The organism is Kribbella sp. CWNU-51, assembly GCF_054073265.1.
Genome location: NZ_JBSXMZ010000011.1, coordinates 53,832 through 73,157, shown reverse-complemented (window position 1 = coordinate 73,157; position 19,326 = coordinate 53,832). Strand labels below are relative to the sequence as shown.

The 19,326-nt window shown below is 67.7% G+C and carries 21 protein-coding genes; 20 read left to right on the top strand and 1 reads right to left on the bottom strand.

Going from position 1 to position 19,326, the window contains the following annotated elements:
* Positions 1–40: 40 nt before the first annotated feature.
* Positions 41–1,057 (bottom strand): adenosine deaminase, encoded by a 1,017-nt coding sequence (locus ACXC9Q_RS15940; RefSeq protein ID WP_457057286.1) that lies wholly within the window; start codon positions 1,055–1,057, stop codon positions 41–43.
* 119 nt (positions 1,058–1,176) lie between these two features.
* On the opposite strand from ACXC9Q_RS15940, the gene ACXC9Q_RS15935 reads away from it, so the two are divergent.
* From ACXC9Q_RS15935 to ACXC9Q_RS15840, 20 genes are all read left to right on the top strand, one after another.
* Positions 1,177–1,929 (top strand): L-threonylcarbamoyladenylate synthase, encoded by a 753-nt coding sequence (locus ACXC9Q_RS15935; RefSeq protein ID WP_457057285.1) that lies wholly within the window; start codon positions 1,177–1,179, stop codon positions 1,927–1,929.
* Positions 1,929–3,047, top strand: a complete 1,119-nt coding sequence (locus tag ACXC9Q_RS15930; RefSeq protein ID WP_457057284.1) for a glycosyltransferase family 4 protein — start codon at positions 1,929–1,931, stop codon at positions 3,045–3,047. Before ACXC9Q_RS15935 ends, ACXC9Q_RS15930 begins: the two co-directional genes overlap by 1 nt.
* Before the next feature lie 215 nt (positions 3,048–3,262).
* The gene (locus tag ACXC9Q_RS15925) at positions 3,263–3,727 is read left to right on the top strand and encodes a hypothetical protein (protein ID WP_457057283.1); all 465 of its coding nucleotides are present in this window, start codon (positions 3,263–3,265) and stop codon (positions 3,725–3,727) included.
* 90 nt (positions 3,728–3,817) lie between these two features.
* Positions 3,818–4,030 (top strand): AtpZ/AtpI family protein, encoded by a 213-nt coding sequence (locus ACXC9Q_RS15920; protein ID WP_457057282.1) that lies wholly within the window; start codon positions 3,818–3,820, stop codon positions 4,028–4,030.
* Between the two features lie 115 nt (positions 4,031–4,145).
* A complete protein-coding gene (gene atpB / locus ACXC9Q_RS15915; RefSeq protein WP_457057281.1) occupies positions 4,146–4,928 on the top strand; it encodes a F0F1 ATP synthase subunit A in 783 nt (260 codons plus the stop codon).
* 76 nt (positions 4,929–5,004) lie between these two features.
* Complete coding sequence (gene atpE / locus ACXC9Q_RS15910; protein WP_328519104.1) at positions 5,005–5,226, top strand: ATP synthase F0 subunit C; 222 nt, start codon at positions 5,005–5,007, stop codon at positions 5,224–5,226.
* Between the two features lie 30 nt (positions 5,227–5,256).
* On the top strand, positions 5,257–5,829 hold the full coding sequence (locus ACXC9Q_RS15905) for a F0F1 ATP synthase subunit B (protein WP_457057280.1): 573 nt from the start codon (positions 5,257–5,259) through the stop codon (positions 5,827–5,829).
* Positions 5,829–6,626 carry a F0F1 ATP synthase subunit delta gene (locus tag ACXC9Q_RS15900; RefSeq protein ID WP_457057279.1) on the top strand — a complete coding sequence of 266 codons (798 nt, stop codon included), beginning with the start codon at positions 5,829–5,831 and terminating at the stop codon, positions 6,624–6,626. Before ACXC9Q_RS15905 ends, ACXC9Q_RS15900 begins: the two co-directional genes overlap by 1 nt.
* Positions 6,627–6,715: 89 nt before the next feature.
* Positions 6,716–8,353 carry a F0F1 ATP synthase subunit alpha gene (atpA, locus tag ACXC9Q_RS15895; RefSeq protein WP_329480172.1) on the top strand — a complete coding sequence of 546 codons (1,638 nt, stop codon included), beginning with the start codon at positions 6,716–6,718 and terminating at the stop codon, positions 8,351–8,353.
* A 6-nt stretch (positions 8,354–8,359) separates the two neighbouring features.
* Positions 8,360–9,271 (top strand): F0F1 ATP synthase subunit gamma, encoded by a 912-nt coding sequence (locus ACXC9Q_RS15890; protein ID WP_457057278.1) that lies wholly within the window; start codon positions 8,360–8,362, stop codon positions 9,269–9,271.
* Between the two features lie 5 nt (positions 9,272–9,276).
* A complete protein-coding gene (atpD, locus tag ACXC9Q_RS15885; protein ID WP_457057277.1) occupies positions 9,277–10,734 on the top strand; it encodes a F0F1 ATP synthase subunit beta in 1,458 nt (485 codons plus the stop codon).
* 1 nt (position 10,735) lies between these two features.
* The gene (locus tag ACXC9Q_RS15880) at positions 10,736–11,140 is read left to right on the top strand and encodes a F0F1 ATP synthase subunit epsilon (RefSeq protein WP_457057276.1); all 405 of its coding nucleotides are present in this window, start codon (positions 10,736–10,738) and stop codon (positions 11,138–11,140) included.
* Positions 11,141–11,274: 134 nt separating this feature from the next.
* Positions 11,275–11,706 (top strand): DUF2550 domain-containing protein, encoded by a 432-nt coding sequence (locus ACXC9Q_RS15875; RefSeq protein ID WP_328519111.1) that lies wholly within the window; start codon positions 11,275–11,277, stop codon positions 11,704–11,706.
* A gap of 626 nt (positions 11,707–12,332) precedes the next feature.
* Positions 12,333–12,878 (top strand): TRM11 family SAM-dependent methyltransferase, encoded by a 546-nt coding sequence (locus tag ACXC9Q_RS15870; protein ID WP_457057275.1) that lies wholly within the window; start codon positions 12,333–12,335, stop codon positions 12,876–12,878.
* Positions 12,865–13,566 (top strand): FAD-dependent oxidoreductase, encoded by a 702-nt coding sequence (locus ACXC9Q_RS15865; protein ID WP_457057274.1) that lies wholly within the window; start codon positions 12,865–12,867, stop codon positions 13,564–13,566. The genes ACXC9Q_RS15870 and ACXC9Q_RS15865 overlap by 14 nt, the downstream gene beginning before the upstream one ends.
* Positions 13,562–13,867: an FAD-dependent oxidoreductase gene (locus ACXC9Q_RS15860; protein ID WP_457057428.1), complete on the top strand. Its 306-nt coding sequence runs from the start codon at positions 13,562–13,564 to the stop codon at positions 13,865–13,867. The genes ACXC9Q_RS15865 and ACXC9Q_RS15860 overlap by 5 nt, the downstream gene beginning before the upstream one ends.
* 328 nt (positions 13,868–14,195) lie before the next feature.
* Positions 14,196–15,203: a LacI family DNA-binding transcriptional regulator gene (locus tag ACXC9Q_RS15855; RefSeq protein WP_457057273.1), complete on the top strand. Its 1,008-nt coding sequence runs from the start codon at positions 14,196–14,198 to the stop codon at positions 15,201–15,203.
* Positions 15,204–15,879: 676 nt separating this feature from the next.
* Positions 15,880–16,746 carry an ABC transporter permease gene (locus tag ACXC9Q_RS15850; protein ID WP_457057272.1) on the top strand — a complete coding sequence of 289 codons (867 nt, stop codon included), beginning with the start codon at positions 15,880–15,882 and terminating at the stop codon, positions 16,744–16,746.
* Positions 16,743–17,675, top strand: a complete 933-nt coding sequence (locus ACXC9Q_RS15845; RefSeq protein WP_457057271.1) for a carbohydrate ABC transporter permease — start codon at positions 16,743–16,745, stop codon at positions 17,673–17,675. The genes ACXC9Q_RS15850 and ACXC9Q_RS15845 overlap by 4 nt, the downstream gene beginning before the upstream one ends.
* 2 nt (positions 17,676–17,677) lie before the next feature.
* Positions 17,678–19,291 (top strand): hypothetical protein, encoded by a 1,614-nt coding sequence (locus ACXC9Q_RS15840; RefSeq protein WP_457057270.1) that lies wholly within the window; start codon positions 17,678–17,680, stop codon positions 19,289–19,291.
* The last annotated feature ends 35 nt before the right edge of the window (positions 19,292–19,326 follow it).

The following is a 19,326-nucleotide window of genomic DNA, read 5'->3' as shown; positions in this document are numbered from 1 at the left end:
GCACCGGACCAGAGAATCACACTCCTGCACCGCGGGTCGGCTAAGCGCCTCTGTAAGCGTCGATCTCGTTCAGCAGTGCGTTCTTGACCGAGTCCTCGGCGAAGGACACCCTGACGGCGGTCTTCGCCAGTTCGGCGACGCCGGCCTCGTCGAGGTCGAGCAGTTGCGTGGCGACGGCGTACTCGTTGGTGAGGTCGGTGCCGAACATCGGCGGGTCGTCGGAGTTGATCGTGACCATGAGTCCGGCCTCGACCATCGCGCGCAGCGGGTGCACGTCGTACGACGCGATCGCGCGGGTGGCGATGTTCGACGTCGGGCTCACCTCGAGCGGGATCCGGCGCTCGCCCAGGTACTCGACCAGGGCCGGGTCCTGCATCGTCGACGTACCGTGGCCGATCCGCTCGGCCTTCAGCACCCGGACCGCGTCCCAGATCGTCTCCGGCCCGGTGGTCTCGCCCGCGTGCGGCACGCTGTGCAGCCCCGCCGCGATGGCGGCCTCGAAGTGCGGCTGGAACTGCGGCCGCGGTACGCCGATCTCCGGCCCACCGAGCCCGAACCCGACCAGGCCCTCGGGCCGGATCTTGGTTGCGATCCGCAGGGTCTCGTCGGCCGCCGGCAGCCCGGCCTCACCCGCGATGTCGAAGATCCAGCGCAGCGTGATGCCGAACTCCTTCTCGGCCGCCACCCGGGCGTCCTCGATCGCCTCGCAGAACGCGTCGGCGGCGATCCCGCGGACCACGGACGTGTACGGGGTCACGGTCAGTTCGGCGTACCGCAGGTTCTGCTGCTCGGCCATCTCGCGGGCGACCTCGTAGGTCAGCAGCCGGACGTCCTCGGGGGTTTTGATCAGCTCGACCACACTCAGGTAGATGTCGATGAAGTGGGCGAAATCGCTGAACTTGAAGTACTCCGCGAGCAGCGCCGGGTCGGTCGGCACCGGCGACTCGGGGTGCCGGGCGGCGAGCTCGGCGACGATCCGCGGCGACGCGGATCCGACGTGGTGGACATGCAACTCGGCCTTCGGCAACCCGGTGAGGAACTCACGCGACACAGTCATGTCGGGATCCTAGGGAGTCCGCCGGTCGACCGGCCGGAAAGTTGACAATCATTTGTCAGGAACGGGCGCGCTGTGGCCCGGTTGGAGTCGGAGACCACCGGAGTGGCACGATTCGGTGCGTGAGTGAGCGCTTCGACTTCACCGGCGACGAGCTGGCCCCCGCCTTCCGAGCGGCCGTGGATGCCATCGAGGCCGGTGACCTGGTCGTCCTGCCGACCGACACCGTCTATGGCATCGCCGCGGACGCCTTCAAGGCCGACGCCGTGCAGCGGCTGCTGGACGCCAAGGGCCGCGGGCGGGACATGCCGCCGCCGGTGCTGATCTCGGTGGTCGAGTCGCTGGACGCGCTCGCCACCGACGTCCCCGAGGCGGGTCGCCAGCTCTGCCAGGAGTTCTGGCCCGGGCCGCTGACGGTGATCTGCCACGCGCAGACGTCGCTGATGTGGGACCTGGGGGAGACGCAAGGCACCGTCGCGCTCCGCGTGCCCGACCACGAGAACACCCGCGAACTGCTCTCCCGGACCGGACCGCTCGCGGTCAGCTCGGCGAACAAGAGCGGCAACCCGGCCGCCCTCGACGTGTACGACGCCGAGGAGCAACTGGAGGACACGGTCGCGGTGTACCTCGACGGTGGTGCGGTGACCGGCGGCGAGCCGTCGACGATCGTCGACCTCACCGGTGACACGCCGCACGTCGTACGCCTCGGCGCTCTCTCGCTGGACCGGCTGCGGGCCGTCGTACCAGAGGTCACGTCGGATGACGACAAGCCCGAAGAGAAGCCCGAGCCAACTGAAACGCCGGTCGAGGCGTCCAACACTGATGAGAAGGACGACGACAAGCCGACCGAACCCGATGTGAGGCCTGCGGACTAGTGCGCGAGTACCTGCTGGTCCTGTTCGTGGCGATGGCCACGACCTTTCTGCTGACCGGCGTGGCCCGGCAGATCGCGCTGCGGTACGGCGCCGTCGCGAAGGTGCGGGCCCGGGATGTGCACAAGGTGCCGATCCCGTACTTCGGCGGCCTCTCGATCCTCGGTGGCCTGATCGCCGGATTCGCGGTCGCCTCCAGCCTGCCCTTCCTCGGTGACAGCCTGCAGGTCGCGCACGACGCCCGGGCCATCCTGATCGGCGGCGTGGTGATCTGCGCGGTCGGCGTGGTCGACGACCTGTACGAGCTGGACGCGATCACCAAGCTGGCCGGCGAGGTCCTCGCGGTCGGCGTGATGGTTGTTCAAGGCATCCAGTTGTACTGGCTCCCGCTGCCCGGCGGTGTCGTTTCGCCTTCGCCTGCTCAGCTCGCGGTGCTGACCGCGGGCATCCTCCTGGTGTCCTGTAACGCGGTGAACTTCGTCGACGGCCTGGACGGCCTGGCCGCCGGGGTCACCGCGATCGGGGCGCTCGCGTTCTTCACGTACTCGTACCTGCTGAACGTCCACGAGAACCTCGATCGGGCGACCACCTCGACCCTGATCACGGTCGCGCTCGCCGGTGCGTGCCTCGGCTTCCTGCCGCACAACTTCTTCCCGGCCAGGGTGTTCATGGGCGACTCCGGCGCCCTGCTGATCGGCTTGATGCTCGCCGCGTCCACGATCAGCCTGACCGGCCAGATGGACCCGAACGCGGTTCCGTACGAGGTCGGCGGCTCCAGCCTGCTGCCGGCGCTGCTCCCGTTGATCCTTCCGATCGCCGTCCTCGCGATCCCCGCCCTGGACCTGACGATGGCCTACGTACGCCGTACCAAGGCCGGCCGGTCGCCGTTCGCCGCGGACAAGCTGCACCTGCACCACCGGCTGATGCAGCGCGGCCACTCGCACCGCCGGGCCGTCCTGCTGATGTATCTCTGGACCGCGTTGATCGCGTACGGCGTGGTCGTCCTCGGACTGGTGTTGTTCTGGTGGACGGCCCTGATCGTGCTGGCCGTCGCGGTCACCGCGGTCCTGCTCACCACCGGTCTGCCGCGCCGATCCCGGAAACCGCTCGCCAAGGTCTGACCCAGGTCTGATCGCGAATTGGCGGGGACCAGACCACTCATCAGCGTGGCCTACCGATAGGGTGTTCGTGTACAGCGGCAGGGACCTCGTTTTGCTGACCGTGCAGACTTTGTGCTAGTTTTCACAAGCACCAGCAAAGAACAGCGACACCCCTGACCCCGCCCACCCGACGACCAGGCCGCGAGACCTGGTCGCCAGCAGGACGGAACCACCAGATGGCTCCTTCGGCTCACAGTCCGAAAGTCGCCGGCCAGGCCACCAGGCACCCGGCGCTAGCGATGCTGCGTGGCGCTCTGATCGCCGCGCTCGTCGTCGGTGTCAACGCGACCGCGGTGTCCGCCGTCGCGGCCGGTCTGCCCGGTTTGTGGGGAGCGTTGCTCGGGCTGCTGATGGTGATCGTCTTCTCCGGCGCCGGCCTGTTCGCGCTGCATCTGTCCCGGCGGACCTCGCCGACCATGCAGCTCGCCCTCGCGATGGCGTCGTACACCGGCCGGATCGCCGTCTTCGGCGGTCTGCTCGCCATCGCGCTGAGCTCGGACAGCCTGGCCGAACACGTGAATCTCACCGTGCTCGGCGTCGTCGCGGTGGTCGTGGTGATGGGCTGGACGGCCGGCGAGATCTGGGCCTGGTCGCGGCTGCGGGTGCCGATCTACGACCTCGACAAAGAGGTGACGACGTGAGCACCCTGGGTAACGTTTTCCCCGCTGTGGCAGAGGTTACGGGTGCCGATGTGACCGGTCCTGTCCACTCCTGGTACGTTTCGGTTGCCCATGAGCGAGCACGAGGATCCGAAGCCATCACCCCCGAATGCGGGCGACGGCTGGCGGGTCCTGTCCTACTTGATCGGCGGCGTCGTGGTGTACGGCGCCATCGGGCTCGGGTTGGATCGTCTCTTCGGCACCCAGTTCTTACTCCCGGTGGGCATCGTCCTCGGTGCCGGGCTCACCGTTCTGTTGTTGCACTTCCGGTACGGAAAGTCCTGATTCCTTCAGGGTCTGGCCTGATCCGCGCCGGGTCTGACGTTGACCGCCATGCCCTGAGCCGCCCTGCCCTTAGCTACAAGGCGTCCGACTTGAGCACGACGCGAGAGGAGACCCGGTGACCGCCGGCGTTCCGACCGAGTTCATCGCACCCGGTCCACAGAATTTCGACACCCCGCCGATCATCGACGGCGTGGACTGGTTCACCAAGCCCGTCCTGGTCTCCGCGCTGACGGTTGTCGTCATCGTGTGGTTCTACTGGGGCGCGTCCCGCAAGGCCGCCATCGTTCCGGGCCGGCTGCAGTTCGCCGGCGAGCTCGGCTACAACTTCGTCCGCAACTCGATCGCCCGGGACGCGATCGGCAGCCAGGAGTACATGAAGTACGTGCCGTACCTGTGCGGCCTGTTCTACTTCATCCTGCTGAACAACGTCGCGGCCACCGTCCCGCTGATCCAGTTCCCGACCTTCAGCCACATCGGCTGGGCGTACAGCGCCGCGATCATGACCTGGGTCATCTACAACGCGGTCGGTATCCGCAAGCACGGCCTCTGGGGTTACTTCAAGCACCAGACGATGCCGGCCGGCGTGCCGTGGTGGCTGATGCCGCTGATGATCCCGATCGAGTTCATCTCGAACATCGTCGTCCGGCCGTTCTCGCTGGCCCTGCGGTTGTTCGCGAACATGTTCGCCGGGCACATCCTGCTGCTGGTGTTCGTGCTCGGCGCCCAGTACATGGTGTTCGAGACCGGCAGTATCGCGCTCGCCGGCGTCGGCGTCCTCACCTTCCTCATGGGCCTCGCGATCGGCGGCCTGGAGCTGTTCGTCCAGTGCATCCAGGCCTACATCTTCGTCGTGCTGTCCGCGCAGTACATCGGCAGCGCCATCGCCGACGACCACTGATCCGCACCACCCACCTAGACCCGTAGTAACGGAAACCCGGATAGGCCCCTATCCGTACCGAAAGGAAACACCTGAGATGGCTCTCGAGATTGCCGGCAACATCGCAGTCCTCGGCTACGGCCTGGCCGCGATCGGCCCGGGCGTCGGCGTCGGTCTGATCTTCGCGGCCGTGATCAACGGCACCGCGCGCCAGCCGGAGGCCCAGAGCAAGCTGCAGTCGATCGCGTGGATCGGCTTCGGCGTCACCGAGGTGCTGGCGATCATCGGTATCGCGCTCGCCTTCGTCTTCCGTACCTGAGCCCCTTCCTCCGACTGACAGGATCCAGACATGAAGACGTTGGTGCTACCGCTCAGCGAAGCGGCCGGCGAGACCGCGAACCCGCTGCTCCCGCACACGGCCGAGATCATCTTCGCCTTCGTTTTCCTGATCCTGCTGGCCATCGCCTTCGCCAAGGTCGTCGTACCCAAGTTCGAGAAGGCGTACGCCGATCGGACCGCGGCGATCGAAGGCGGGATGAACGAGGCCAAGCAGGCCCAGGCCGAGGCGAAGGCGGCTTTGGAGAAGTACAACGCGCAGCTGGCCGAGGCCCGGCAGGAGGCTGCGAAGATCCGCGAGGACGCCCGCGAGCAGGGTGCCCAGATCATCGCGGAGATGCGCGAGCAGGCGAACGCCGAGGCCGAGCGGATCGTCACCCACGCGCGGACCCAGATCGACGCGGAGCGGACCCAGGCGGTCGCTTCGCTGCGCAGCGAGGTCGGCACCATGGCGACCACGCTGGCCGGCCGGATCGTCGGCGAGTCGCTCGAGGACGAGGCGCGTCAGCGCCGCACCGTCGAGCGCTTCCTGGCCGACCTCGAGGCGTCGGAGTCCGCTCGTCAGGCCGTCGGAACGGACGGCTGATGCGCGGCGCGTCGAACGAGTCACTCGCCCGGGCCGCGGAGGCCCTGGCGGGTGTCACCGTGACCGAGGGGCTGGGCACCGAGCTGTTCTCGGTCGCCAAGCTGCTGGACGGCAGCGGCGCGCTCCGGCGTGCACTGACCGATCCGGCCCGGCCCCGCGACGCCCGCGTCGCCCTGGTCCAGCAGTTGTTCGGCGGCAAGATCTCCACCCAGGCGCAGGAGATCCTGACCACCGCGGTGGCCGGTCGCTGGGTCGGCGGCCGTGACCTCGGGAACGCTCTGGATCAGCTCAGTGTGCAGGCCGAGGTGGCGTACGCCGACGGCCGGCACAAGCTGGACGACCTCGAGGACGAGCTGTTCCGGCTGGACCGGATCGTCGCGGCGGAGCGGGGACTGAGCGAGAAGCTCAGCGACCGCAACATCCCGCTCGCGGCCCGGCAGGAACTGCTCGCCGGACTGCTGCAGGGCAAGGCCGACGCCGTCACGGTGCGGCTGGCCGAGCGTGCGGTGGACGGCCGGGGCCGCAGCTTCGCGGCCGCGATGCGGACGTACCAGGTCGCCGCGGCGGCCCGGCGCAACGCCAGCATCGCGACTGTGCGGGTCGCCACCGACCTGACCGAGGGCGAGCGCGAACGGCTCGCCGCGACGCTGGGACAGCAGTACGGCCGGGACATCCAGCTGAACGTCATCGTCGACCCGAACGTGGTCGGCGGCGTCCGGGTGGACATCGGCGACGAAGTGATCGACGGAACCATCGCGGCCAGGCTCGACGAAGCGCAACGGCGCATCGCGGGCTGAACCCCCTTAACGACATAAAGCGGCGCTAAGGGTCGGGAAAGCCTTTAGAGCCACAACAGGCCAGCAAGGTCAAGGAAGCAGGAAACACAATGGCTGAGCTCACGATCAGGCCGGAGGAGATCCGGGACGCCCTGGATCGGTTCGTCACCGAGTACCAACCGGAGCAGGCGAGCCGGGAAGAGGTCGGCACCGTGATCGACGCGGGTGACGGCATCGCGCACGTCGAGGGCCTGCCCTCGGCGATGACCAACGAGCTGCTCGAGTTCGAGGACGGCACCCGGGGTATCGCGCTGAACCTGGACACCCGCGACATCGGTGTCGTCGTCCTCGGTGAGTTCGACGGGATCGACGAGGGCCAGCAGGTCCGCCGGACCGGCACGGTGCTCTCGGTGCCGGTCGGCGAGGGCTACCTCGGTCGCGTCGTCGACCCGCTGGGCAAGCCGATCGACGGCCTCGGCGAGATCAAGGACCTCGAGGGCACCCGGGCGCTGGAGCTGCAGGCGGCCGGCGTGATGGACCGCCAGGAGGTCCGCGAGCCGCTGCAGACCGGTATCAAGGCGATCGACGGGATGATCCCGATCGGCCGCGGCCAGCGTGAGCTGATCATCGGTGACCGCAAGACCGGCAAGACGGCGATCGCGGTCGACACGATCATCAACCAGAAGGCGAACTGGGACTCCGGCGACCCGAAGAAGCAGGTCCGCTGCATCTACGTCGCGGTCGGCCAGAAGGGCTCCACGATCGCTGCCGTCCGCGGTGCGCTCGAAGAGGCCGGCGCGATGGAGTACACCACCATCGTCGCCTCCCCGGCGTCCGACCCGGCCGGCTTCAAGTACGTCGCGCCGTACACCGGCTCGGCCATCGGCCAGCACTGGATGTACCAGGGCAAGCACGTGCTGATCGTCTTCGACGACCTGACCAAGCAGGCCGAGGCGTACCGCGCGATGTCGCTGCTGCTGCGCCGCCCGCCGGGCCGCGAGGCCTACCCGGGTGACGTGTTCTACCTGCACAGCCGCCTGCTGGAGCGCTGCGCGAAGCTGTCCGACGAGCTCGGCGGCGGTTCGATGACCGGCCTGCCGATCATCGAGACCAAGGCCAACGACGTGTCGGCGTTCATCCCGACCAACGTCATCTCGATCACCGACGGCCAGATCTTCCTGCAGTCCGACCTGTTCAACGCCAACATCCGGCCGGCCATCGACGTCGGTATCTCGGTCTCCCGGGTCGGCGGCGCCGCGCAGGTCAAGGGCATGAAGAACGTGTCCGGCTCGCTGAAGATCGACCTGGCCCAGTTCCGGGCGATGGAGGCGTTCGCGATGTTCGCGTCCGACCTCGACGCCACCTCCCGCCGGCAGCTCGACCGAGGTCAGCGGCTCGTCCAGCTGCTGCGTCAGCCGCAGTACTCGCCGTACCCGGTGGAGGAGCAGATCGTCTCCATCTGGTCGGGTACGAAGGGCAAGTTCGACGACGTGCCGGTGGACGACGTACTGCGCTTCGAGCGGGACTTCCTGGACTACCTGCGGCGCGAGAGCAAGGTGCTCGACGCCATCCGCGAGTCCGGGCTGTTCGGCGACGACGAGGCGCAGGCCGTGACCGAGGCGCTGGACGCGTTCAAGCCGACGTTCCAGACCTCCGAGGGCACGCTGCTCGGCACCGAGGCGGAGGCCGAGGCGATGGACGAGGGCGACGTGGAGCAGGAGCAGATCGTCCGGCAGAAGCGGGGCTGATCGACCGTGCCAGCCAATCTGCGGGAGCTTCGCGATCGCAAGGCCTCGGTCTCGACGATCAAGAAGCTCACCCGGGCGATGGAGCTCATCGCGGCGTCCCGGATCGTCAAGGCGCAACAGCGCGCCCAGGCGGCCGGTCCGTACGCGCGTGAGCTCACCCGTGCCGTGTCGGCGGTGGCGACGTTCTCGAACGTCGACCACCCGCTGACCACCGAGAAGCCGAACCCGAAGCGGGCGGCCGTCCTGCTGATCACCTCCGACCGCGGTCAGGCCGGGGCCTACTCGTCCAACGTGATCCGCGAAGGGGAGCGGCTGAACCAGCTGCTGCGCGACGACCAGAAGGAGATCGTCCCGTACCTCAGCGGCCGCAAGGGCGTCGCGTACTACACCTTCCGGCAGCGCGAGGTCGCGCAGTCGTGGACCGGCGACTCCGACAACCCGAGCTTCGCCCGGGCCCGGGAGATCGCCGACGCGCTGATCGAGGCCTTCCTGAAACCGACCGAGGAGGGCGGCGTGGACGAGATCCACATCGTCTTCACCCGGTTCGTGTCGATGCTGACCCAGCGCGCGGACGTGATCCGGCTGCTGCCGCTGGAGGTCGTCGAGGGCGAGGAGACGCCGGCAGCGGACGACGTACTGCCGCTGTACGAGTTCGAGCCGTCCGCCGAAGAGGTGCTCGACGGGCTGCTGCCGAAGTACGTCGCCAGCCGGATCCACTACTGCATGCTGCAGGCGGCGGCATCGGAGCTGGCCAACCGGCAGCGGGCGATGAAGTCCGCGACGGACAACGCGCAGGACCTGATCGAGAAGCTGACGCGGGACCTGAACCAGGCCCGCCAGGCCCAAATTACCCAGGAAATCAGCGAGATCGTCGGTGGCGCCAGCGCGCTGGCCGACGCGAGCGCCGGGAGCGAGTGAGAGAGATGACTGCCACGGTTACCGAGAAGAACGATCACAGCGGAGCGGCTGGGTCTGTTGGCCGCGTCGCCCGGGTGATCGGCCCGGTCGTCGACGTCGAGTTCCCTGCCGACGCGATGCCCGACATGTACAACGCGCTCGAGGTGGACATCACCCTGGGCGACACCACCCAGACGATCACCCTCGAGGTCGCGCTGCACGTCGGCGACAACATCGTCCGGGCGATCTCGATGAAGCCGACCGACGGCCTCGTCCGCGGCACCGAGGTGCGTGACACCGGCGCGGCGATCTCCGTGCCCGTCGGCGACGTCACCAAGGGCCGGGTCTGGAGCGTCACCGGCAAGTGCCTGAACCAGGACGAGTCCGAGTTCGAGATCGCCGAGCGCTGGCCGATCCACCGTAAGGCGCCGCCCTTCGACCAGCTCGAGTCGAAGACCGAGATGCTGGAGACCGGCATCAAGGTGCTCGACCTGCTCACGCCGTACGTGCAGGGCGGCAAGATCGGCCTGTTCGGCGGTGCGGGTGTCGGCAAGACCGTGCTGATCCAGGAGATGATCTACCGGATCGCCCACAACTTCGGTGGTACGTCGGTGTTCGCCGGTGTGGGCGAGCGGACCCGTGAGGGCAACGACCTGATCAACGAGATGGAAGAGGCCGGGGTCTTCAAGGACACCGCGCTGGTCTTCGGTCAGATGGACGAGCCGCCGGGCACCCGGCTGCGGGTGGCGCTGTCGGCGCTGACGATGGCGGAGTACTTCCGCGACGTCAAGGAGCAGGACGTGCTGCTCTTCATCGACAACATCTTCCGGTTCACCCAGGCCGGTTCCGAGGTCTCCACGCTGCTCGGCCGGATGCCTTCGGCCGTGGGGTATCAGCCGAACCTGGCTGACGAGATGGGCGTGCTGCAGGAGCGGATCACGTCGACCCGGGGTCACTCGATCACCTCGATGCAGGCGATCTACGTGCCCGCCGACGACTACACCGACCCGGCGCCGGCGACCACCTTCGCCCACCTCGACGCGACCACCGAGCTCTCCCGCGACATCGCGTCGCGTGGTCTGTACCCGGCCGTCGACCCGCTGACCTCGACGTCGCGGATCCTCGACCCGCAGTACATCGGCCAGGAGCACTACGACGTGGCCGTCCGGGTGAAGCAGATCCTGCAGAAGAACAAGGAACTGCAGGACATCATCGCCATCCTGGGTGTCGACGAGCTCTCCGAAGAGGACAAGATCACCGTCGCCCGCGCGCGCCGGATCGAGCAGTTCCTCTCCCAGAACACCTACATGGCGGAGAAGTTCACCAACATCCCGGGCTCCACCGTGCCGCTGAAGGACACCATCGAGTCCTTCAAGAAGATCACCGAAGGCGAGTGCGACCACATCGCCGAGCAGGCGTTCTTCAACGTCGGTTCGCTCGAGGACGTCGAGCGCAAGTGGGCCGAGCTGCAGAAGGAAAACTGACATGGCCGACGACGCTGCCAAGCACCTCGAGGTCGCGCTGGTCGCGGCCGAGCGGACCGTGTGGCAGGGCCAGGCCAAGATCGTCATCGCCCGGACCACGGACGGTGACGTCGGGATCCTGCCCGGCCACGCGCCACTGCTGGGCCTGCTCCAGGGTGGCACCGTGCAGGTGCGGACCGTCGACGACGAGTACTTCGTCGCGGCCGCGCCGGACGGCTTCATCTCGGTGGCGAACGACCGGGTCTCGATCCTGGCCGAGAACGCCGAGATGGGTCACGACATCGACCTGGAGGAAGCGCGCCGCGACCTCGAGGAGGCGCTGGCCACCGGCACCGAGTCCGATGTCGACGCCGACGAGGTCCGACTCGCCGAAGCCCGGGTGCAGGCCGCCGAGAAGACGGCCTGACCGGGACGGTGGGTGGGGCCGCAGTGGCCCTGAACCCACCTGCCATAATTGAACATCGTCACTGACAGTACGGTTCTCCGGCGGTGCCCGGGGCAGTACCGGCTATTGGGCACCGGAAATGGGGTCGGCAAGGTATGAGGACAGTCCTCGATGTCGTCGGGGTCTGTCTGCTTGCCGCCGTACTGCTGATCATCATCTTCGCGTTCCGCCGTCGCTGGTTGTCCAGGGACGGCGGAACGTTTGATTGCAGCCTGCAACTCGCCGAGAAGGACCACGGCCGCGGCTGGGCCCTCGGCCTGGCCCGCTACGTCGGCGACGAGCTGCAGTGGTTTCGGGTCTTCAGCCTCGCCTGGTGGCCCAAGCTCGTGGTCAACCGCCGCCAGCTCGAGGGCGTCACCACCCGCCGCCCGATGGGCAACGAGCCCCTCGTCACGTACGCCGGCCACGTCATCGTCGACGCCGAGCTCCGCGACCGGACCGTCCACTTCGCCATGACCGAAGAAGCCCTCACCGGGGTCCTGGCCTGGATGGAATCCGCCCCACCGAGCACCCAGACGTACCTCTGACCGATATTCGGTGGGCACCGCGGCGACGCTGTGCCACCATCGCCGCATGACAGCTTTCTTCCGACTGGGCTAGCTCCCGCTGGCCGGTCGAGGCTTTGCCCGCAGCCAGCGAGGCGGGGGCTGATCGTTCGATCGCTCCCGAACGCTGACCGGGAGAACACTGTCATGCATTCTGCGCGTAGTGGCGCGGCAGAGTCGATCAGTCAGGTGCTCGTGCGGACTGTCACGGGGCTGGAGCGCCTTGCGGCCGAGGAGTTGGCGGCCGCGGGTCATCGTGTGATCGACGTGTCCAAACGCCAGATAGTTGTCGAAGCCACCACCGCTGCCATCATCACCAGCTCGCCTCGGCTGGCCGATGATCTGTTTGTGGTGCGGGCTGCTGTGACGGATCCTGGACCGACGAAGCAGGCGCTGGCTGCTGTTGTTCGCGGTCTGGTGGTGCCGGGTACCCGCGGGCCGTTCGCGGTGAGTGCGTCGTTTCAGGGGCGGCGTAACTTCAGCCGCTTCGATGTCGAGGATCTGATCGGTGGGCGGATCGACGGTGGCAAGTACCACTCCCGCCGTACGGGCGCGGTTCCGCCGGCTGAGCGGGTCGACTGGCGGGTTGTGCTCGACGGGACGACGCTGTGGGTTGCTGTGCGGCCGTTCGAGGTGCCGCTGCATCGGCGGGTCTGGCGTCGGCGGACGGTGGCCTGCATCCGCCGGTCGCGGCGGCGATGGCCGGACTGGCCGGCATCACGGCGGGGCAGCGGGTGCTGGATCCGTTCTGTGGCGCGGGGACGCTGCTGCTCGAGGCACACGCCATCGAGCCCGGTGCGACCTATCTGGGGATCGATCGGCAACCGGCTGCTCTTGCCGCGGCTCGCGCGAACTCTCCGAGCCGGGAAGTCACCTGGCGCACGGGTGACGCCGCCCGGCTGTCCGGTCCGGTGGATCGCATCCTGACCAACCCGCCCTGGGATGTCCGCGTGAGCCTCGGCGACTTCGGGCCATACTTGCGGGAGTGGCGGCGGGTGCTGAGGCCGGGCGGGCGCGTGGTCGCAATCCTCAACCAGCAGCAGGCAGCGCGGATGACCGCCGACGCTGCCTGGCGGGTGGTCGAGGCATACGACGTAGCTGTCGCGGGCCGGCATCCCCGCATCGTGGTGGCCGAAAGAAGTGCGCACACGTAAGACCAGGCAGGGGGAACTGCTCGGCGTGCACACCTTCGAGGCCGTGTTCCCGCACGCCCGCGAGGACTTCTACTTCGAGTTCCTGCTCAGAATCGAGGAGCGCGTCGCCGCCGCTGTGCTCGAGGAGATGCTCGCGCCTTGGCGAGCCAGCGGCCGACTCACCGTTCATTTCGAGCACGAGCCGATCGCGGCGTACACCGGCGGCGACGAGATCGAAGCGGTCACACTGCGCGACCTGCGCTCCCGGGAGGAGCTGACCGTGTCGGCGGCGTACGTCGTCGACGCGACCGAGCTCGGGGACCTGCTGGAGCTGGCCGGGGTGGAGCACGTGGTCGGCGCCGAGAGTCGTGCCACGACCGGCGAGCTCCATGCGCCCGACGTTGCGGACCCGCTCGACCAGCAGGCCTTCTCGTGGTGTGTCGCGCTCGAGCACCGGCGGGGGGAGGACCACACCATCGACCGGCCGGCGGAGTACGCGCACTGGCACGATCACGTCGCGCCGTTCTGGCCGGGACCACAATTGTCCTGGCAGGACGTCGTACCGGTCACGCTGGAGCGCCGGGAGTGGCGGTTGTTCGAGGCCAACCCGGAGCGGCTGACGCCGTTCTCGCTCTGGCGCTACCGGCAGATCCTTGCCAGCAGCAACTTCCTCGGCGACGCGATCCCGGATGTCACGGTGGTGAATTGAGGCCTATCCCTTCCAGATCCCGCTCGGCGCGCTGATTCCGGTCCGGGTCGACAACCTGCTGCCGGCGAACAAGAACATCGGCACCACCCACATCACCAACGGCTGCTACCGCCTGCACCCGGTCGAGTGGAGCATCGGCGAGGCCGTCGGCGCGCTCGTCAGCTTCTGCCTCACGAACGGCCTGTCGCCCCGCAAGGTCCGCAACGACGCCAACCATCTGGCCGGCTACCAGCGCCTGCTGACGAACGAGCTCGGCATCCGGCTCACCTGGCCGGACGAGATCCGCACCTACCTCGACTGACAGCAAAATCCCGTGTCCAGGACGCTGCCCGTCGTACTGACCGACTTCGGCTGCGACCCAACATCCTCACCACAACCAACTCGTCCCTGGTCGCCTCCATTCGTCAGCGTGCGCGATGTCGATTCGCGGGCGTGGATGTATCGTCCGTTGCAGATCACCTTCAGCTGCCAGGGTGGAGGTCCCTGTTCCCCGACGTGCGGGCATCCGGTTTGACGGCTCCGGATGGACGGTTCGACGTCGTCGCGGCGGAGGCTGTCGTACAGTACGCCGACGACGTGACGATCCGGAACGTACGGATCGGCGACACATAAGGACACGAGGGGCGAGGGTGGCGGAGCGGGTTCGGCTGATCGACGTGGCGCGCGAGGCGGGCACGTCGGTGTCGACCGTGTCCCGGGCCCTGAACGGTTCGGACCTGATCTCGCCCGAGGTGGTCGCCCATGTGCGCGCGGTGGCGGGCGAGCTGGGCTATCGCGCCGACAAACGGGCGCAGGAGTTCAAGCTGGGCCGACCGTTGACGGTCGGCGTGACCGTGCCGGACCTGACGAACCCGTTCTTCTCCGAGGTCCTGAAGGGCCTCGCCGCCTCGGCGCGAGCCGGCGGCTACCGCCTGCTGATCGGGGAGAGCGGGGAGGATCCGGCCGAGGAGCTGCGACTGGTCGAGGAGCTCGTCGACCACTCCGGCGCGCTCGTCTTGTGCAGTTCGCGCCTGACCCGCAGCGGCCTGGAGAAGGCGCTCGCGCTGCCCGTCCCGGTGGTGTGCATCAACCGGACGGTGAAGAACGCGGGCGCGGTCGCGATCGACTACCGCGCGGCGAGCCGTCTGCTGCTCGAACACCTCACCGGTCTAGGCCATCGCCGGGTCCTGTACGTCGGCGGCCCGGCCGCCTCCTGGTCCGATGGCGAGCGCCGCCGGACCTTGCGCCGGACCGCTCGTGCCCTCGACGTCACACTGGACGAGATCGACGGCGGCTGGGCCGGGAACCACGGGTACGACGCCGGCCCGACCGTACTGCGGAGCCGGGCGACCGCGGTGATCACCTTCAACGACCTGGTCGGCGTCGGCCTGCTCAGCTGGATGCACGACAACGACGTCGAGGTCCCGGCCGAGCTCTCGGTCGCGTCGTACGACGACATCCCGATCGCGGCGTACGCGCGGCCGTCGTTGACCTCGTTGCGGAACGAGCAGGCCCGGTTGGGGGAGCTGGCCTGGCAGCAGCTCACCACCCGTCTCGCCGGCAACGACTGGCCGCCGCCGGATCTGCTCACGCCCGAGCTGGTCGTCCGCGCCAGCACGTGCTCGGCCCGGCGCCGAGCCCGGATCCGAGCGCACTGAAGGCCTGTGTGCAAACGATTGCACGCAACAGGTCCGGTCGGCTAGCGTTGGCTCATGCTGCCGCCACGCGGGGATCGGGTGGACGCCGTACAAGGACGGCATCTTCAAGGCGCCGGGCGACGTGTCCCAGCCCTAGTACAGCCTGTACGTCGGCGGCAAGCGGGCCACCACCGCGCGGTACCCGAACCGGCAGTCGGATGACAAGGTCGAGGGCGGTTGGCGCGGTGAGTGAGACGTTGCCCATAGCAACACGGCCGTCCGCGGGACCGTGCGACACGTTCGCGAACGTCAGTTGGGAGCCCGGGTTCGACGACTCGCGGATGCAGTACGACCAGATCGGCATCCTACCGTCTTTCCCGTACCAGAAGCCCTGAGACGGGGCGTGACGCTCCGTTCGAGCTGCGCCTTTCCCCAACACACGACAAGATCGGACAAGGGGGAACGGAAAACGCTCTCCAGAAGGGAGGGCGGGTTTCGACGACGCAGGGAGTGAGGCGTGGCCCGAGCAGACGGAATTCTCAGCCCCGAAGCCAATCGAACAAGGTCGATCGATCCACCCGGTTCCAGCGGTTCCGGCCCCCCGGACAACTCCGCCACCGAGAGACCCAGACTCAGTTCCGGCGCCAAGCCGCTGTCCTGGTGGGGGCGAGCCCGGCGGGACAAAGTGCTGCTGCTGATGGCTTTGCCTGGTCTGGTCCTGTTGCTCGCCTTCCACTACCTGCCGTTGTTCGGCAACCTGATCGCGTTCCAGGAGTACCTGCCGTTCGTCCCGCTCGGCCGCAGTGCGTGGGTCGGGCTGGACAACTTCGCGGTGATCTTCAACGGTGACCCGGACTTCCTGAACGCGCTGAAGAACACGCTGCTGATCACGCTGGTCCAGGTGATCTTCGTCTTCCCGGCGCCGATCGCGCTGGCCCTGCTGCTGAACAGCCTGCTGTCGGAGCGGATGAGGCGCATCGTCCAGTCGGTGCTGTATCTGCCGCACTTCCTGTCCTGGGTCATCGTGATCGCGATCTTCCAGCAGGTCCTGGGCGGCAGCGGCCTGATCAACAACGCGCTGCGGTCCCACGGCATCGACACGATCGACTTCCTTGGCAACCCCGACAGCTTCATCGCGCTGCTCAGCAGCCAGGTGATCTGGAAGGACACCGGCTGGGCGACGATCCTGTTCCTGGCCGCGCTGACGCAGATCGATCCCGGGCTGTACGAGGCCGCGCGGGTCGACGGAGCCTCGCGCTGGCGGCAGTTGTTGCACGTCACCGTGCCGGGGATCCGCAGCCTGATCATCCTGCTGCTGATCCTGCGGCTCGGCGACTCGCTCACCGTGGGCTTCGAGCAGATCATCCTGCAACAGAACCTGGTCGGGAGACCCGCCAGCGAAGTCCTCGACACCTACGTCTACAACAACGGCGTACTGGCCGGCCAATGGGGCGTGTCCGCCGCGGTCGGTCTGGTGAAGGGTCTGGTCGGCGTCGCCCTGGTGATCGGCGCCAACAAGGTCGCGCACATCTTCGGTGAGGCGGGGGTGTACCGCAAACCATGAGTACACAGACGAATCTCCTCCGATCCTCCGGTACCGCCGGAGGACGGAGCTCGATCGACGAGGTCCCCACGATCCCCGCGCGGGCTCTCAAAGGCATCGTGCTGCTGGTGTGCTGCGCGCTCGTGATCATCCCGTTCATCGGAGTGATCTCGACCAGCATCGCCAGCCAGTCCCATGTCACCAACTCCGGCGGCTTCGTGCTCTGGCCGGACGGCCTCAACCTCGACGCGTACCGGACGATCTTCAACGGCGGCGTGGTGCAGCGGGCGTTGCTGGTCAGCGTCTTCATCACTCTCGCCGGCACGCTGATCAGCCTGGCCGGGTCCACCATGCTGGCGTACGCACTCAGCCGGTCCGGATCCTTCGGGCAGCGGCCGATCCTGATGATCGTGCTGTTCAGCGTCCTGTTCAGCCCGGGGCTGATCCCGAACTACCTGGTGGTGAAGCAGTTCGGACTGCTGGACTCGCTGCTCGCGCTGGTCCTTCCGACCGCGATCAACGGGTTCAACGTGATCGTTCTCCGCGCGTTCTTCATGGGGATTCCGGACTCGGTGATCGACTCGGCCCGGATCGACGGTGCGGGCGACTTCCGGATCTTCTGGTCGATCGTCCTCCCGCTGTCGCGGGCGGTGCTCGCGGTGGTCGGCCTGTTCTACGCCGTCGGGTACTGGAACGCGTTCTTCAACGCGATGCTCTACATCAACGACACCGCGAAGTGGCCACTGCAGCTCGTGCTGCGGACGTACGTGATCAACAACACCGAGGTCAGCAGCGGCGATCTCGGCGGGGCGTCGGCCGACCAGTTGCCACCGCAGGAGTCGATCCAGATGGCGATCCTGGTGGTCTCCCTGGTTCCGATCCTGATCGTCTATCCGTTCCTCCAGCGGCACTTCACCAAGGGAATGCTGACCGGGGCGGTGAAGGGATGAGCATGATCAGCAGACGAACGCTGCTCGGCGGGTCGCTGGCTGCCGCCGCCGTCGGCCTCAGTGGCTGCGCCACCGTGACCAGGTCGACCGACATCGCGGCGCTGAACAAGCCGGTGGGGCTGCCGACGTACAAGCGGTTCGACGGACCCAAGCCGGACCTGCCTCGAGTGCATCCCTTGATGCCGGACTGCTTCTACCGGTTCCCGGCGCAACCAGCCCGGGTCACCGACGGCGTACCGGCCGATGGCAGCGATCTGTCCGGATCGGTGCCGACGTCGAACCCGATTCCCCCGACCGCCGATCGCAATCCGTACTGGCAGGAGCTGAACCGGAGAATCGGCTCACCGCTGGCGCTGACGATCACCTCGGCCACCGGCAGCGACTTCACCAACAAGTTCGCGACCTCGGTGGCCGGGGACACGCTGGGTGATCTGTTCAATGTCGACGGCAAGTTCTCCTATCTGCCGCAGTTCCTCGAGGCCCGGGCCCAGGATCTGACAGAGCACCTGTCCGGCGACGCGATCCTGGAGTACCCGTTCCTCGCGAACCTGTCGACGGAGTCCTGGCGTGGATGCGTGTTCGCCGGTGGGATCCGGGCGGTGCCGATCCAGCGCGGCGTGATGTCATCCACCTTGCTGCTGGCTCGGCAGGACCTCCTCGATCAGTTCGGCGTCGAGCTCGGCTCACCCGGCGTGGACGAGTTGATCGCGGTGGCCAAGGCGGTGACGGACCAGAAGAAGAACCGCTGGGCTTTCGCCCTCCCACCGTCGGCCGCGCTGAGCGCGATGCTGGGGTTGCCGAACGGCTGGGAGGTTCGCGACGGCCGGCTGGTGCACAGCCGGGAACTCCCGGAGCACAAGGAGATGATCGCGATCTCCGCGAAGATGCAGGCCGACGGGCTGATTCATCCCGACGGGGTGGCGAAGAACAACCAGAAGGTCTGGTTCAGTCAGGGCTCGGCGGTGATGACGCAGGACACCTACTCGTCCATCCAGAGCTTCTACCGCCGCGCCGTGGTGAAGAACTTCGCCATCTCGCTGCCGGTCGTGCGCGACAGCACCGGGAAGGTCGGCCGGTTCCTGCTCGGTGCGCCGAACAACTCGATCGCGGCGATGCGGCCCAGTTCGCCGGAGCGGACCAAGATGCTGTTGCGGGTGCTGAACTGGATGGCCGCGCCGTTCGGGACCGAGGAGTACCTGTTCCGCAAGTTCGGCCTGCCCGGGCGGCACTACACGCTGAAGGGCACCGACCCGGTCCTGACCGAGGCCGGCGGTAGCGAGGTCTGCCTGGGCGAGTTCCCGATCCAGTACCTGGCCGACGGTGGATATCCGGTCTACTTCCCGGGCCACCCCGAGGCGGTCGATGTCGCGTACAACCACCTCAAGACGATCCTGCCGACCGCGATCCCGCAGGCGACGTACGGGCTCTACTCACCGACCGACTCGACCAAGGGCAAGGTCTCCGACAAGGATTTCGACGCGCTCACCAAGGAGATCCAGCTCGGCCGCTCCGATCTCTCGGACTGGGACACGGCGGTCGCCAACTGGCGCAAGTCGAGCGGCGACGCGATCCGCCACGAATACGAGCAAGCCATGTCCATCCACGGCCGCAAATAGCGCAACTCCTCTCGCCGCGTGCACCGCCCACAGGG

Bases quoted from the DNA above. Each gene is read 5' to 3' on its own strand.
- ACXC9Q_RS15940 (WP_457057286.1), bottom strand. From the start codon at position 1,057: ATGACTGTGTCGCGTGAGTTCCTCACCGGGTTGCCGAAGGCCGAGTTG.
- ACXC9Q_RS15925 (WP_457057283.1), top strand. From the start codon at position 3,263: ATGGCTCCTTCGGCTCACAGTCCGAAAGTCGCCGGCCAGGCCACCAGG.
- ACXC9Q_RS15920 (WP_457057282.1), top strand. From the start codon at position 3,818: ATGAGCGAGCACGAGGATCCGAAGCCATCACCCCCGAATGCGGGCGAC.
- atpE (WP_328519104.1), top strand. From the start codon at position 5,005: ATGGCTCTCGAGATTGCCGGCAACATCGCAGTCCTCGGCTACGGCCTG.
- ACXC9Q_RS15905 (WP_457057280.1), top strand. From the start codon at position 5,257: ATGAAGACGTTGGTGCTACCGCTCAGCGAAGCGGCCGGCGAGACCGCG.
- ACXC9Q_RS15900 (WP_457057279.1), top strand. From the start codon at position 5,829: ATGCGCGGCGCGTCGAACGAGTCACTCGCCCGGGCCGCGGAGGCCCTG.
- atpA (WP_329480172.1), top strand. From the start codon at position 6,716: ATGGCTGAGCTCACGATCAGGCCGGAGGAGATCCGGGACGCCCTGGAT.
- atpD (WP_457057277.1), top strand. From the start codon at position 9,277: ATGACTGCCACGGTTACCGAGAAGAACGATCACAGCGGAGCGGCTGGG.
- ACXC9Q_RS15880 (WP_457057276.1), top strand. From the start codon at position 10,736: ATGGCCGACGACGCTGCCAAGCACCTCGAGGTCGCGCTGGTCGCGGCC.
- ACXC9Q_RS15875 (WP_328519111.1), top strand. From the start codon at position 11,275: ATGAGGACAGTCCTCGATGTCGTCGGGGTCTGTCTGCTTGCCGCCGTA.
- ACXC9Q_RS15850 (WP_457057272.1), top strand. From the start codon at position 15,880: ATGGCTTTGCCTGGTCTGGTCCTGTTGCTCGCCTTCCACTACCTGCCG.
- ACXC9Q_RS15845 (WP_457057271.1), top strand. From the start codon at position 16,743: ATGAGTACACAGACGAATCTCCTCCGATCCTCCGGTACCGCCGGAGGA.
- ACXC9Q_RS15840 (WP_457057270.1), top strand. From the start codon at position 17,678: ATGATCAGCAGACGAACGCTGCTCGGCGGGTCGCTGGCTGCCGCCGCC.